This window comes from Huaxiibacter chinensis, from assembly GCF_022171985.1.
Classification (GTDB): Bacteria; Pseudomonadota; Gammaproteobacteria; order Enterobacterales; family Enterobacteriaceae; genus Enterobacter; species Enterobacter chinensis_A.
The window spans coordinates 1-13,097 of sequence record NZ_JAJVHF010000013.1 but is presented as its reverse complement, the minus strand read 5'-3'; the positions used below and the strand labels follow the sequence as shown (position 1 = coordinate 13,097).

Below are 13,097 nucleotides of genomic sequence, written 5' to 3'. Positions count from 1 at the left end.
TATTTTGTTCCCTCTCCCTGTGGGAGAGGGTTAAGGTGAGCGGAAACAAACCTCTCGATCAGAACATCACCTGTCCGCCGGTGATATTAATGGACTGCCCGGTGCAGTAAGCGGCCTTCGGGCTGGCATAAAACAGCAGCATATTCAGCACGTCCTGATAATCGCAGCCGCGCTTGAGCGGCACTTTGTCGATGTAATACTGCTCAACTTCATCGGCATTGATCCCAAGTTTGGTGGCATATTGCGGCAGCAGGGACTGGAACATCGGCGATTTCAGCAGGTTGCCCAGCATCAGCGAGTGCACGGTAATGCCATATTCGGCCAGATCGAGGGCCAGAGATTGCGTCAGCCCTACGCCGCCAAATTTCGCCGCGCTGTAACCGGAGTTGTGTTTGCTGCCCACTTTGCCCGATTTCGAGTTAATCTGAATGATGCGCCCCTGTATGCCATCGCGGATCATCAGGCGGGAAAACTCGCGTGCGCAGAGGAAATAACCCACCAGGTTCACCTGCAGGGAGCGGTCGAAATCCCCCAGTTCGACATCGCTGATAAAGGCCGCTTTGGCTATCCCTGCGCTGTAGACCAGCAGGTCGGTACGGCCAAAAATCTCGTCCACGCCGCGGGCCAGCGCCATCACGCTCTGCTCGCTGGTGGCGTCAGCACCAAATCCCCAGGCCATCCCTTCACCCCATTCGGTGTTGATGGCATCCGCCACGCGTGCGGCTTTTTCACTCTGAATATCCACGACCGCCACGCGGTAACCCTCTGCAGCAAGCCCACGGCAGAGGAACTCGCCTAAGGTTTGTCCCCCACCAATGACAACGGCAACCTGACTCATATCTTTCTCCTTAAATTACGCAACAAACTTCAGTGTGCAGCCTGGGGTGACAGCCTGCGGAACCGGGCCAGCCACATGCACCGTACCGGGATATTCCGCCTGCGGCTGGCCATCAAAACGCAGGGTGATATGGCCGAGCTCCCGCAGGTTTTGTCCGGCCACCTCGCCGACGGCGGTCACGGCGTAGCGCGCATCGCCCAACTCCATCTGACTCCCGGCCTTCAGCTCGCCGCTCATCTCGCCGTGGCAGTGGATAAAGCAAAACGCTTCGATATCCGCGGGCGCGCCTTCGCGGAAGGTAATCAGCATGTTGTCGCTGAGCGCATCGGCCGCGCTCTGGCCAATGCGGGTGATAGTGGTCTGGTAAATTACGGTCATCACAGGAACCTCTTATTGGTAGATAAAGCCGGAGACAAACCAGGCAATCAGCACCGTCGGTGCGCCGGTCAGGAAACGGCTGACCAGTACAGACGGCACGCCAACGCGCACGGTGTCCTGGCGCGCTTCCGCCAGCGACAGCCCGACAGGGATGAAATCACACGCCGCCTGGGCGTTAATGGCAAACAGGGCGGGCAGGGCCAGATGCGGGGGAATGTTGCCAAGGCCAATCTGCACGCCAATCAGCACGCCGATAACCTGCGCAATGACCGCGCCCGGGCCGAGAAACGGCGACAGCAGCGGGAAGGAGCAGATCAGCGCCAGCGTCACCAACCCGAGCGGGTGGCTCGCCAGCGGGGCGAGGCCGTGGGCAATCCAGTCGCCAAGACCCGAGGCCATGATGATGCCGATCAGCGCCGAAACGAATGCCATAAACGGCAGAATGGTTTTTAGCACCGTGTCGATGGTGTCGCGCCCGGACTGGAACAGCACGGCCACGGCAGAGCCCATCCCCATCCCGACTTTTGCCAGCAGGCCGTCACTCTGTTCAGTGATTTTCTTACTCGTGTCGTAATCACGCGGAGCCGCTTTCTGAGGGGCAGCAGACCCTTGTGCCAGACGAATGTTTTCCTCTTTTACGCCGGAGACATAGATGTCCTCCAGGATGTACTGCGCCAGCGGACCTGATTTACCGGTGGAATGGATATTCACGGTAGGAATACGCCGCTTGGGGTAGATGCCGCAGCGCAGCGTGCCGCCGCAGTCGATTACCGCCACGCCGATTTCCGCTTCGGGCGGTTCGCCCTCTTTGAAGCCGTCGACCGCTTCCCAGCCGGTCAGTTCACGCAGTTTGTCGACAATGGCCGGACGTGTGCCTGCGGTGATGTAGACGATTTTTTTGCCTTCCGCGGCGTCGAATTCCAGCGGGCCGCCCCAGCCGCCCGTGCCTTTTTCAATGCGAATCCGGTTCATGCTGTGGCTCCTGAAAGATGGACTTTCTCTTCAAGCTGGATCCCCATTTTTTTCTCGAAAATGGCGGTAGTGAGATCCGTGATCCAGCCGCGGAAAAAGTTAGTGACCAGCCCGACCAGCAGATAACTCACCGCCAGCGGACCGAGCGGCAGGCCAAGCGTGGTCAGGCCGCTGGCAATGCCCAGATAAACAAACAGCTCGCCGGGGTTGATATGCGGGAACAGGCCATTCATGGAGTGGCAGCTGTAGGAGGCTGCGGCGTAATAGCTCGGCTTGTACTTTTCCGGCATAAAGCGGCCCAGGCTCAGCGTCATCGGGTTGCAAAAAACAAACGTGCCGATGAAGGGCAGAACCAGGTAACGGGACAGCGGATTGCCGGCGCAGCGCTGGGCAAAGCGTTCAATGCGTTGCTGGCCGATAAAGTTAATCAGCGCGTTCATGATCACCAGAAGACTGATCAGCAGGGGGAGGATCCCGGTCACCATGCCGGTGAAGACTTCTCCGCCTTTCTGAAACAGCCCGATGAACCACTCGGCGCCGTGGGTGATGGTTTCTATCATTCTTCTCTCCTGTGGGACTTTTTTGTTTTTGTATAACTGGGGCTAATAATAATCACTTTGAAAGGTTTTAAAGTGTTAATTGTATCGCACAATGAAAGAAAAATGGATTATTTTGAAATATATTGGGTTTTAACGGTGTGTTTTGTTCAAATAAAATACAAATCCGTGCGGGCAGGCATAAAGAGTGGGCGGAGAAGGCGCGTTGGGCTTCCTTGAGGCATCGGGGATGCTTTACCATACTTGCCACTTATCGAATTCTTTAAATGGATGTCACATGGTCAAGCGTCGTTATGCAGCGCTCATCCCCGCGCTGATTATGCTTGCTGCCTGTAGCAGTAAGCCGAAAACAGAGGAAGTTCAACAAACGGCGGGGGCGCCTTCCGGCGGCTTTCTGCTGGAGCCGCAGCACAATGTGATGCAGATGGGGGGCGATTTTGCCAATAACCCGGCTGCCGAGCAGTTCATCGATAAAATGGTGAGCAAGCATGGATTCAACCGACAGCAGTTGCAGGAGATCCTGTCCCAGGCTAAACGTCTGGACTATGTCCTGCGTCTGATGGATCGCCAGGCGCCGACCACTCAGCCCCCGTCAGGACCAAACGGCGCGTGGCTGCGCTATCGTAAACAGTTTATTACCCCTGATAACGTCCAGAACGGGGTGGCCTTCTGGAATCAATATGAAGATGCCTTAACCCGTGCATGGCAGGTGTATGGTGTACCGCCTGAGATTATCGTGGGCATCATCGGCGTGGAAACCCGCTGGGGCCGCGTGATGGGCAAAACCCGCATCCTGGATGCGCTGGCGACGCTTTCGTTCAACTATCCGCGCCGCGCCGAATATTTCTCATCAGAACTGGAAACCTTCCTGTTGATGGCGAGAAATGAACAAGACGATCCGCTCGACCTGAAAGGTTCCTTCGCAGGCGCAATGGGATATGGTCAGTTTATGCCGTCATCCTACAAAGAGTATGCCGTCGACTTTAATGGTGACGGGCATATCAATCTGTGGGATCCGGTCGATGCCATCGGCAGCGTGGCGAACTACTTCAAAGCGCATGGCTGGGTCAAAGGCGAGCAGGTCGCGGTGCAGGCCAATGGACAGGCGCCAGGGCTGGAAAATGGCTTCAAAACCAAATACAGCGTCGCGCAGCTGGCGTCTGCGGGCTTAACGCCGATGCAGCCGCTGAACAATAATCAGCAGGTGAGCCTGCTGCGTCTGGATATTGGTTCCGGTTATCAGTACTGGTACGGATTACCAAACTTCTACACCATCACGCGCTACAACCACAGTACCCACTACGCCATGGCCGTATGGCAGCTGGGGCAGGCGGTTGCGCTGGCCCGCGTTCCGGCGGCGTCCCCGTTTAGCCAGTAGTACATTGCTGATGCCCTCTTCTGTATGGAGAGGGCATATTCCGGCGAACTCGTCGTTTTCCTGAAACATTTCGCCACACTCCCTTTTCCCCTCCGCCATTTACATCCTCAATGCTTTTATTTATTGTTATGTTATAACATTAAATGCAGGTAAAGGTATGTCGGTATCTCTTTTTGCCCGTTCAGCTTTTGTACGATTTTTCATGGCGTTGGCACTGATTCTGCTCATGGGTCTGGTGATGCTCTGGGCGGTGAGACTGCCATGATTGAACTGCAACAGCTTGTCGCGGGCTACGACCGCGTGCCCGTCACGCCGACGCTGAACGGCGTGATTGCGTCGGGCAGTATGACGGCTATTACGGGGGCGAACGGTTGTGGCAAATCAACGCTCCTGAAAACCCTGGCGGGCTTTATTCCCCCGGTGAGCGGTGCCTTCCGATGGCAGGGTAAGCGCCCGGTTATTGGCTGGCTGGCGCAGCGTCATGCGCTGGAGGCGCAGTTTCCGCTGACGGTCCAGGATGTCGTCAGCATGGGCTGCTGGCCGCAACATTCGCTGCTGGCGGGCTTTCAGCGTGACACCCGCAGACGTATTGCCGCCGCGCTTGAACGGGTTGGCCTGGAGGCGATGGCGCATCTCACGATTGACGAACTTTCGGGCGGGCAATTTCAGCGAATGCTGTTTGCCAGGGTATTAGTGCAGCAGGCTGCGCTGGTGATGCTGGATGAGCCTTTTACCGGCGTGGATGAAGCCACCTGTCACGTACTGATGGCTTTAATGCTGGAGATGCATGGCGAGGGAAAAACGGTCCTGGCCGTACTGCATGACAGCGAACGCGTGGCGCGCCATTTCCCCCAGACGTTACGTCTTGATACCGCTGCCTTTCACTGGGATACCGCGCAAGTGAGGGTGGCATGATCTGGCATCTCTTTTTTCAGCCCTTTATTGAGTACGGTTTTATGCGTCGGGCGCTGGCGGTTTGCCTGGCGCTGTCGGTCAGTACCACGGCGTTAGGGGTATTTTTGCAGTTGCGGCGTATGAGCCTGATGGGAGATGCGCTTTCCCACGCCATTTTGCCCGGCGTGGCGGTGGGATATTTACTGAGCGGCATGTCGCTTCTGGCGATGAGCATCGGCGGGTTTATCGCCGGTATTTTAGTTGCGCTGGTGGCGGGGTTTGTCAGTCGCCGTACTCCGTTAAAAGAAGATGCCAGCTTTGCGGGCTTCTATCTTGGCTCGCTGGCGCTGGGCGTCACGCTGGTTTCGCTACGTGGGTCAAACGTCGATCTGCTGCACCTGCTGTTTGGCTCGATCCTGGCGGTAGACATTGATTCAGCCTGGTTTGTCGCCGGCGTCTGCGCGTTGACGCTACTTATCCTGGCGATTTTCTATCGCGGTCTGGTGACCGAAGCCTTTGATACCGCCTGGTTACAGGTTAATGCCCGCTGGCTTCCCGCGCTCCTGCACGGGTTATTCCTGGCGCTGCTGGTGCTCAACCTGGTCGCCGGTTTTCAGGTGCTCGGCACGCTGATGGCGGTGGGGTTGATGATGCTGCCCGCCGTCGCCGCCCGCTGTTGGGCGCGTACGTTGCCAGGGATGCTGCTGTTTGCCGGGGCGAGCGGCGTCTGCTGCGCATGGCTGGGGCTGAGCCTTTCCTGGGCTGCCAGCTTGCCCGCTGGCCCCGCCATCGTGCTGACCGCCAGCGCGCTGTTCTTTTTTTCTGTTTTATGTGGCTCGCGCAGCAGGCTGGCTGCCAGTCTGCGGGCGTATTTTTAATGCAAGGGGAAATAATGAAACGTACAGGTTTACTCGTCGCGCTGGCGCTGGGTGTACTGTCGCAAAGTGTCGCGGCAAAAACGCTCAACGTGGTGACCAGTTTTTCGATCTTAGGGGATATCACGCAGCAGGTGGGGGGCGAGCACGTTAAGGTCACCACGCTGGTGGGACCGGATGGCGATCCGCATACGTTTGAACCGTCGCCAAAGGACAGTGCAGCGCTCAGCAAAGCGGATGTCGTGGTGGTTAACGGGCTGGGGCTGGAAGGGTGGCTCGACCGTCTGGTCAAAGCCTCTGGATTTAAAGGAACGCTGGTGGTGGCCTCTGCAGGGGTTAAAACGCATACGCTTGATGAAGACGGCGAAACCGTGACGGATCCTCACGCCTGGAACAGCGCGGCTAACGGGGCGTTGTATGCGCAGAATATTCTCGCGGGCCTTGTCGAGGCCGATCCGCAGGATAAAACGGCGCTGGAGAGCTCCGCCAGACCTTACATTGCCCAACTCACGGCGATGGATAACTGGGCAAAATCGCAATTTAGCGCGATTCCTCAGAGCAAACGTAAGGTACTGACCAGCCACGATGCGTTTGGCTATTTCAGCCGGGCCTATGGTGTGACCTTTATGGCACCGCAAGGACTCTCTTCCGAGAGCGAAGCCAGTGCGGCGCAGGTGGCAGAGATCATCAATCAGATCAAAGCGGACGGCGTGAAGACCTGGTTTATGGAGAATCAGCTCGATCCCCGTCTGGTAAAACAGATTGCCCTCGCGACGGGCGCTCAGCCCGGCGGTGAACTTTATCCTGAGGCGCTGTCGGCAAAAGGCGGCGTGGCAGACACCTATGTTAAAGCGTTCCGACACAACGTTGATACGCTCGCGAAGAGCATGAAATAATTCTTCCCCGCTAAGCCGATTTTACCGTCGGCTTTTTTCTGAATCACCCTCGTAAATTCTTACCCTCGTCCCCATATCTTCTGAGAAAGTGCTATCTTGTGCTGCATGTTTTTCAGGAGTGTAAAGCGATGACTGACCATGAATTAATGCAGCTGAGTGAAGTCGTGGGCCTGGCGTTGAAACAGCGCGGGGCCACGCTGACGGCAGCAGAATCCTGTACGGGCGGCTGGGTCGCCAAAGTCATCACCGATATTGCGGGCAGTTCCGCCTGGTTTGAACGCGGATTTGTCACCTACAGTAACGAAGCCAAAGCACAGATGATTGGCGTACGTGAAGCCACGCTTGAAGCGCACGGCGCGGTGAGCGAGCCCGTGGTAGTCGAGATGGCCATCGGGGCGTTAAAAGCGGCGCGGGCCGATTTCGCCATCTCCATCAGCGGCATCGCCGGGCCGGACGGCGGCAGCGATGTGAAACCCGTGGGCACCGTCTGGTTTGGCTTTGCGACCTCGCAAGGCGAGGGCATTACCCGTCGTGAATGCTTTAAGGGCGATCGCGAAAGCGTGCGTCGGCAGGCGACGGAATATGCGTTAAAAACGCTCTGGCAACAATTTCTACAAAACACTTGATACTGTATGAGCATACAGTATAATTGCCTCAACAAAACAGTAATCCTCGGTGAAGCACAGTCGCTTCTCCCGGCATGACAGGAGTAATAATGGCTATCGACGAAAACAAACAGAAAGCGTTGGCGGCAGCGCTGGGCCAGATCGAAAAGCAATTCGGTAAAGGCTCCATCATGCGCCTGGGTGAAGACCGCTCCATGGATGTGGAAACTATCTCCACCGGTTCGCTTTCTCTTGATATCGCGCTGGGCGCTGGCGGCCTGCCAATGGGCCGTATCGTAGAAATCTACGGGCCAGAATCCTCCGGTAAAACAACCTTAACGCTGCAGGCGATTGCCGCTGCACAGCGTCAGGGTAAAACCTGTGCATTTATCGATGCCGAGCACGCGCTGGATCCAATCTATGCCCGTAAACTGGGCGTTGATATCGATAACCTGCTGTGTTCCCAGCCGGACACCGGTGAGCAGGCGCTGGAAATCTGTGATGCGTTGGCCCGTTCGGGTGCTGTAGACGTTATCGTGGTGGACTCCGTTGCCGCACTGACGCCAAAAGCGGAAATCGAAGGGGAAATCGGTGACTCTCATATGGGCCTCGCGGCACGTATGATGAGCCAGGCGATGCGTAAGCTGGCAGGTAACCTGAAGCAGTCTAATACTCTGCTGATCTTCATCAACCAGATCCGTATGAAAATTGGCGTCATGTTCGGTAACCCGGAAACCACCACCGGTGGTAACGCGCTGAAATTCTACGCCTCTGTTCGTCTGGACATCCGTCGTATTGGCGCGGTGAAAGAAGGCGAGAACGTGGTGGGTAGCGAAACCCGCGTGAAGGTTGTGAAGAACAAAATCGCTGCACCGTTCAAACAAGCTGAATTCCAGATCCTTTACGGTGAAGGTATCAACTTCCTCGGTGAGCTGGTTGACCTGGGCGTGAAAGAGAAGCTGATTGAAAAAGCGGGTGCCTGGTACAGCTACAACGGCGATAAAATCGGTCAGGGCAAGGCGAATGCTATCTCCTGGCTGAAAGAGAACCCTGCTGCAGCGAAAGAGATTGAGAAAAAAGTTCGTGAGTTGCTGCTCAGCAACCCGGATTCTAAGCCAGACTTTGTTGTTGATGCGGCAGATGCTTCTGAAAGCAACGAAGATTTCTGATAACCAAAAGGTTATAACTAAGGGCCGCTTATGCGGCCCTTTTTGCATTTAACCGGAACAGGTTTTTTATGAGTGAACAGAAACCCCGCCGCCCGGCCTATGCCCGGTTACTGGACCGCGCAGTGCGGATCCTTGCCGTGCGCGATCACAGCGAACAGGAGTTACGCCGCAAGCTGGCCGCGCCCGTCATGAGCAAAAACGGCCCGGAAGCGATCGATGCCACGCAGGAGGATTACGATCGTGTGATTGCCTGGTGTTATGAGCACAGCTACCTGGACGATAGCCGTTTCGTGTTGCGTTTTATCGCCAGCCGCAGCCGCAAAGGCTATGGTCCGGCACGTATTCGCCAGGAGCTTAATCAAAAAGGCATTGCCCGTGAGACAACCGAGCAGGCCATGCGTGAGTGCGATGTAGACTGGGTCGAGCAAGCGCGCGAGCAGGCTATTCGTAAGTACGGTGAACCGCTGCCGCGCGAATTTTCAGAAAAAATAAAAATCCAGCGTTTTTTGCTCTATCGCGGCTTCCTGATGGAAGATATTCAGGAGATATGGCGTAATTTTACTGAATGAATGCATGTGGGATTTTACTTCCCAGTAAAGAAAACTTATCTTATTCCCACTTTTTCCAGTAGCTGGTCCGTCCAATCGAATGCATGTATGGGCTGGCTATGACATTTCGTTAGCTTGATTTCAGGATAATTATGAGCAAGAGCACCGCTGAGATCCGTCAGGCGTTTCTCGATTTTTTCCATAGTAAGGGACACCAGGTTGTTGCCAGCAGCTCCCTGGTACCGAACAACGACCCGACTCTGCTGTTTACCAACGCCGGGATGAACCAGTTCAAGGATGTCTTCCTTGGTCTCGACAAGCGTAATTATTCCCGCGCCACAACCTCACAGCGTTGCGTACGTGCGGGCGGTAAACATAATGATCTGGAAAACGTCGGTTACACTGCACGTCACCATACCTTCTTCGAGATGCTGGGTAACTTCAGCTTCGGCGACTATTTCAAACACGATGCGATTCAGTTTGCATGGGAATTGCTGACCGGTGAAAACTGGTTCAACCTGCCAAAAGAACGTCTGTGGGTGACCGTTTACGAAACCGATGATGAAGCTTACGAAATCTGGGAAAAAGAAGTGGGTATCCCGCGTGAGCGTATTATTCGTATCGGCGACAACAAAGGCGCACCGTACGCTTCTGATAACTTCTGGCAGATGGGTGACACCGGCCCTTGTGGTCCCTGCACCGAAATTTTCTACGACCACGGCGACCATATCTGGGGTGGTCCTCCGGGTTCTGCAGAAGAAGATGGCGATCGCTACATTGAGATCTGGAACATCGTCTTTATGCAGTTTAACCGTCAAGTGGACGGCACCATGGAGCCTCTGCCAAAACCGTCTGTTGATACGGGGATGGGGCTGGAGCGTATCGCCGCGGTTCTGCAACATGTCAATTCCAACTACGATATCGATCTGTTCGCCACGCTGATTAAATCCGTGGCAGAAGTGACCGGTGCAACGGATCTGAGCAATAAATCCCTGCGCGTCATTGCAGATCACATTCGTTCCTGTGCCTTCCTGATTGCCGACGGCGTCACCCCATCGAATGAAAACCGTGGCTACGTGCTGCGTCGTATCATTCGTCGTGCGGTTCGTCACGGCAATATGCTGGGTGCGAAAGACACCTTCTTCTATAAACTGGTTGGTCCGTTGATCGGCGTGATGGGCGATGCAGGTGAAGAACTGAAACGCCAGCAAGCGCAGGTTGAGCAAGTTCTGAAGACCGAAGAAGAACAGTTTGCGCGCACGCTTGAGCGTGGTCTGGCGCTGCTGGACGAAGAGTTATCCAAACTGTCTGGCGATACGCTGGATGGCGAAACCGCATTCCGTCTGTACGATACCTATGGCTTCCCTGTTGACCTGACGGCCGATGTTTGCCGCGAGCGTAACATCAAAGTTGACGAAGCGGGCTTTGAAGCGGCAATGGAAGAGCAGCGCCGTCGTGCGCGTGAATCCAGCGGTTTTGGCGCCGACTACAATGCGATGATTCGCGTTGACGGTGCGTCTGAGTTTAAAGGTTACGACAGCCTTGAGCTGAACGCGAAAGTGACCGCGCTGTTTGTTGACGGGAAAGCGGTCGACAGTATCAGCGCGGGTCAGGAAGCCGTTGTCGTGCTTGATAAGACGCCATTCTATGCTGAGTCCGGCGGCCAGGTTGGCGATAAAGGCGAGCTGAAAGGCAATGGCTTTAGCTTTGCGGTCAATGATACGCAGAAATATGGTCAGGCTATCGGGCACAACGGCAAGCTGGCCTCCGGTTCACTGAAAGTGGGCGAGGGCGTACAGGCGAACGTTGATGAAGCGCGCCGGGCGCGTATTCGTCTGAACCACTCTGCGACGCACCTGATGCATGCAGCATTGCGTGACGTTCTGGGCACCCACGTGGCGCAGAAAGGCTCGCTGGTTAACGATAAAGTATTGCGTTTCGACTTCTCTCATTTTGAAGCGATGAAACCGTCTGAAATTCGTGCGGTTGAAGATCTGGTGAATGCGCAGATTCGTCGTAACCTGCCGATCGAAACCAATATCATGGATCTTGAAGCCGCCCGTGCGAAAGGCGCGATGGCGCTGTTTGGCGAGAAATACGATGAGCGCGTTCGCGTTCTGAGCATGGGTGATTTCTCTACTGAACTGTGTGGCGGTACTCACGCATCGCGTACCGGTGATATCGGTCTGTTCCGCATCGTCTCTGAATCGGGTACGGCGGCAGGCGTGCGCCGTATCGAAGCCGTGACCGGTGAAGGCGCTATTGCCAGTCTGCACGCGGAAAGCGATCAGCTGCACGATATCGCGCAACTGTTGAAGGGCGACAGCCACAACCTGGGCGAGAAGGTGCGTAGCGCGCTGGAACGCACTCGTCAGCTTGAAAAAGAGCTGCAGCAGTTGAAAGAGCAGGCGGCGGCGCAGGAGAGTGCGAATCTCTCCAGCAAAGCGGTTGATATTAAGGGTGTTAAACTGCTGGTCAGCGAACTGGCAGGGGTAGAGCCTAAAATGCTTCGCACTATGGTTGACGATCTGAAGAACCAGCTTGGTTCGACAATTGTTGTCCTGGCGACAGTGGCTGAGGGTAAGGTTTCTCTGATTGCTGGCGTCTCTAAGGATGTGACGGACCGCGTAAAAGCAGGGGAACTGATTGGCATGGTCGCTCAGCAAGTGGGCGGCAAAGGGGGCGGTCGTCCGGACATGGCGCAAGCCGGTGGCACGGATGCAGCGGCGCTTCCAGCAGCGTTGGCCAGTGTAGAAAACTGGGTCAGTGCGAAACTGTAATAATTACAAAGCGTAATCAGACGCCATAACCTTACCGTTATGGCGTTCTGGTCCTACGCTATCGATAACGATAAAGTCAGGTTGAGTTTGTGTATATCGGCTAAACTTACGTTTAACAGAATGTGATGCCGTGACTGCTTACACATTACGTGTTTGTCATCGCTTACTTTTTGGCGTTATATGATGGATAATGCCGGGATACAAGAGACCCGACTCTTTTAATCTTTCAAGGAGCAAAGAATGCTGATTCTGACTCGTCGAGTTGGTGAGACCCTCATGATTGGGGATGAGGTCACCGTGACAGTTTTAGGGGTAAAGGGTAACCAGGTACGTATTGGTGTTAACGCCCCTAAAGAAGTCTCTGTCCATCGTGAAGAGATCTACCAGCGTATCCAGGCTGAAAAATCCCAGCAGTCCAGTTACTGATATTATCGCGTCTCGCTTTGCGGCGAGACGCAACCCTCCAGTATTCTTCCTTCATAAAGTTACCGTTCGATTTCAGTTCTCCTGCTTTTTAGCGTTTCCCGACCCTTTTCTTCTCTTTCTCGTCTCCTGATGGCCCCCGATAACTGCATTGCTGCGCGTAAAATCCGTTTATAAAACACTCTCTTTGCGGGTTTTAGCTGCAAATTGCCTGTGATTTGTGCAAACGATAAAAGCTTATGGAAAATTGTTTGACTTATAAGTCCCAGAAAGTAATATATGCGCCACGCAGCGACGAGAAGCTCTTAACGAGTTACTCGAAGCACTCGAAAGAGGCGTTGTGTGGTGAGGTGGCCGAGAGGCTGAAGGCGCTCCCCTGCTAAGGGAGTATGCGGTCAAAAGCTGCATCCGGGGTTCGAATCCCCGCCTCACCGCCATTTTGCATCCGTAGCTCAGCTGGATAGAGTACTCGGCTACGAACCGAGCGGTCGGAGGTTCGAATCCTCCCGGATGCACCATCTTCTCAAGGATAACAGTGAAGTTGCTGTTTCATGGTCTGCGATTGCTTCGCAAGCACCAGGGAAGATAACGTTGCTTCAGCAACGGCCCGTAAGGGCGAGGCGCAGCCGAGTAATCCTCCCGGATGCACCATCTATTACTTCATATGACTTTAGAAGTGATATGACGTATCAAGCAGTACAGTAGTAAATCCCGATGCATCCGTAGCTCAGCTGGATAGAGTACTCGGCTACGAACCGAGCGGTCGGAGGTTCGAATCCTCCCG

Annotated in this window: 13 protein-coding genes and 2 tRNA genes; 11 read left to right on the top strand and 4 right to left on the bottom strand. The window is 55.0% G+C overall.

All coding sequences use genetic code 11. The features are described 5' to 3' along the window. Positions 1-58: 58 nt before the first annotated feature. From srlD to srlA, 4 genes are read right to left on the bottom strand one after another with little or no spacing between them, the layout of a single operon-like run. Positions 59-838 (bottom strand): sorbitol-6-phosphate dehydrogenase, encoded by a 780-nt coding sequence (srlD, locus tag LZP96_RS20025; RefSeq protein WP_064327146.1) that lies wholly within the window; start codon positions 836-838, stop codon positions 59-61. A gap of 15 nt (positions 839-853) precedes the next feature. Then, complete coding sequence (gene srlB, locus LZP96_RS20020; protein WP_064327145.1) at positions 854-1,216, bottom strand: PTS glucitol/sorbitol transporter subunit IIA; 363 nt, start codon at positions 1,214-1,216, stop codon at positions 854-856. Positions 1,217-1,228: 12 nt separating this feature from the next. After that, positions 1,229-2,188: a PTS glucitol/sorbitol transporter subunit IIB gene (gene srlE / locus LZP96_RS20015; RefSeq protein ID WP_064327144.1), complete on the bottom strand. Its 960-nt coding sequence runs from the start codon at positions 2,186-2,188 to the stop codon at positions 1,229-1,231. Next, on the bottom strand, positions 2,185-2,748 hold the full coding sequence (srlA, locus tag LZP96_RS20010) for a PTS glucitol/sorbitol transporter subunit IIC (protein WP_064327143.1): 564 nt from the start codon (positions 2,746-2,748) through the stop codon (positions 2,185-2,187). Before srlA ends, srlE begins: the two co-directional genes overlap by 4 nt. A gap of 274 nt (positions 2,749-3,022) precedes the next feature. Between srlA and mltB the strand changes: the two genes are divergently transcribed. From mltB to LZP96_RS19955, 11 genes are all read left to right on the top strand, one after another. Continuing rightward, positions 3,023-4,123, top strand: coding sequence for a lytic murein transglycosylase B (gene mltB / locus LZP96_RS20005; RefSeq protein ID WP_198324741.1), 1,101 nt, complete (start codon positions 3,023-3,025; stop codon positions 4,121-4,123). Between the two features lie 261 nt (positions 4,124-4,384). Next, positions 4,385-5,038 (top strand): metal ABC transporter ATP-binding protein, encoded by a 654-nt coding sequence (locus LZP96_RS20000; RefSeq protein WP_064327142.1) that lies wholly within the window; start codon positions 4,385-4,387, stop codon positions 5,036-5,038. After that, positions 5,035-5,895 carry a metal ABC transporter permease gene (locus tag LZP96_RS19995; protein WP_064327141.1) on the top strand — a complete coding sequence of 287 codons (861 nt, stop codon included), beginning with the start codon at positions 5,035-5,037 and terminating at the stop codon, positions 5,893-5,895. The genes LZP96_RS20000 and LZP96_RS19995 overlap by 4 nt, the downstream gene beginning before the upstream one ends. 14 nt (positions 5,896-5,909) lie before the next feature. Further along, positions 5,910-6,788: a metal ABC transporter substrate-binding protein gene (locus LZP96_RS19990; RefSeq protein ID WP_064327140.1), complete on the top strand. Its 879-nt coding sequence runs from the start codon at positions 5,910-5,912 to the stop codon at positions 6,786-6,788. Between the two features lie 128 nt (positions 6,789-6,916). Further along, positions 6,917-7,414, top strand: a complete 498-nt coding sequence (gene pncC, locus LZP96_RS19985) for a nicotinamide-nucleotide amidase (RefSeq protein ID WP_064327139.1) — start codon at positions 6,917-6,919, stop codon at positions 7,412-7,414. Between the two features lie 89 nt (positions 7,415-7,503). Next, positions 7,504-8,562, top strand: a complete 1,059-nt coding sequence (gene recA, locus LZP96_RS19980) for a recombinase RecA (RefSeq protein WP_064327138.1) — start codon at positions 7,504-7,506, stop codon at positions 8,560-8,562. A gap of 68 nt (positions 8,563-8,630) precedes the next feature. Then, positions 8,631-9,131, top strand: a complete 501-nt coding sequence (gene recX, locus LZP96_RS19975; RefSeq protein ID WP_064327137.1) for a recombination regulator RecX — start codon at positions 8,631-8,633, stop codon at positions 9,129-9,131. A gap of 131 nt (positions 9,132-9,262) precedes the next feature. Beyond that, positions 9,263-11,890 carry an alanine--tRNA ligase gene (alaS, locus tag LZP96_RS19970; protein WP_064327136.1) on the top strand — a complete coding sequence of 876 codons (2,628 nt, stop codon included), beginning with the start codon at positions 9,263-9,265 and terminating at the stop codon, positions 11,888-11,890. A 240-nt stretch (positions 11,891-12,130) separates the two neighbouring features. Next, on the top strand, positions 12,131-12,316 hold the full coding sequence (gene csrA / locus LZP96_RS19965) for a carbon storage regulator CsrA (RefSeq protein ID WP_000906486.1): 186 nt from the start codon (positions 12,131-12,133) through the stop codon (positions 12,314-12,316). 341 nt (positions 12,317-12,657) lie between these two features. Beyond that, positions 12,658-12,750, top strand: a tRNA-Ser gene (locus LZP96_RS19960). A gap of 4 nt (positions 12,751-12,754) precedes the next feature. After that, positions 12,755-12,831 (top strand) — tRNA-Arg (locus tag LZP96_RS19955). Positions 12,832-13,097 lie beyond the last annotated feature (266 nt).

Excerpts from the sequence above, each read along its gene's own strand:
- srlD (WP_064327146.1), bottom strand. The coding sequence starts at position 838 with ATGAGTCAGGTTGCCGTTGTCATTGGTGGGGGACAAACCTTAGGCGAG.
- srlB (WP_064327145.1), bottom strand. The coding sequence starts at position 1,216 with ATGACCGTAATTTACCAGACCACTATCACCCGCATTGGCCAGAGCGCG.
- srlE (WP_064327144.1), bottom strand. The coding sequence starts at position 2,188 with ATGAACCGGATTCGCATTGAAAAAGGCACGGGCGGCTGGGGCGGCCCG.
- srlA (WP_064327143.1), bottom strand. The coding sequence starts at position 2,748 with ATGATAGAAACCATCACCCACGGCGCCGAGTGGTTCATCGGGCTGTTT.
- mltB (WP_198324741.1), top strand. The coding sequence starts at position 3,023 with ATGGTCAAGCGTCGTTATGCAGCGCTCATCCCCGCGCTGATTATGCTT.
- LZP96_RS20000 (WP_064327142.1), top strand. The coding sequence starts at position 4,385 with ATGATTGAACTGCAACAGCTTGTCGCGGGCTACGACCGCGTGCCCGTC.
- LZP96_RS19995 (WP_064327141.1), top strand. The coding sequence starts at position 5,035 with ATGATCTGGCATCTCTTTTTTCAGCCCTTTATTGAGTACGGTTTTATG.
- LZP96_RS19990 (WP_064327140.1), top strand. The coding sequence starts at position 5,910 with ATGAAACGTACAGGTTTACTCGTCGCGCTGGCGCTGGGTGTACTGTCG.
- pncC (WP_064327139.1), top strand. The coding sequence starts at position 6,917 with ATGACTGACCATGAATTAATGCAGCTGAGTGAAGTCGTGGGCCTGGCG.
- recA (WP_064327138.1), top strand. The coding sequence starts at position 7,504 with ATGGCTATCGACGAAAACAAACAGAAAGCGTTGGCGGCAGCGCTGGGC.
- recX (WP_064327137.1), top strand. The coding sequence starts at position 8,631 with ATGAGTGAACAGAAACCCCGCCGCCCGGCCTATGCCCGGTTACTGGAC.
- alaS (WP_064327136.1), top strand. The coding sequence starts at position 9,263 with ATGAGCAAGAGCACCGCTGAGATCCGTCAGGCGTTTCTCGATTTTTTC.
- csrA (WP_000906486.1), top strand. The coding sequence starts at position 12,131 with ATGCTGATTCTGACTCGTCGAGTTGGTGAGACCCTCATGATTGGGGAT.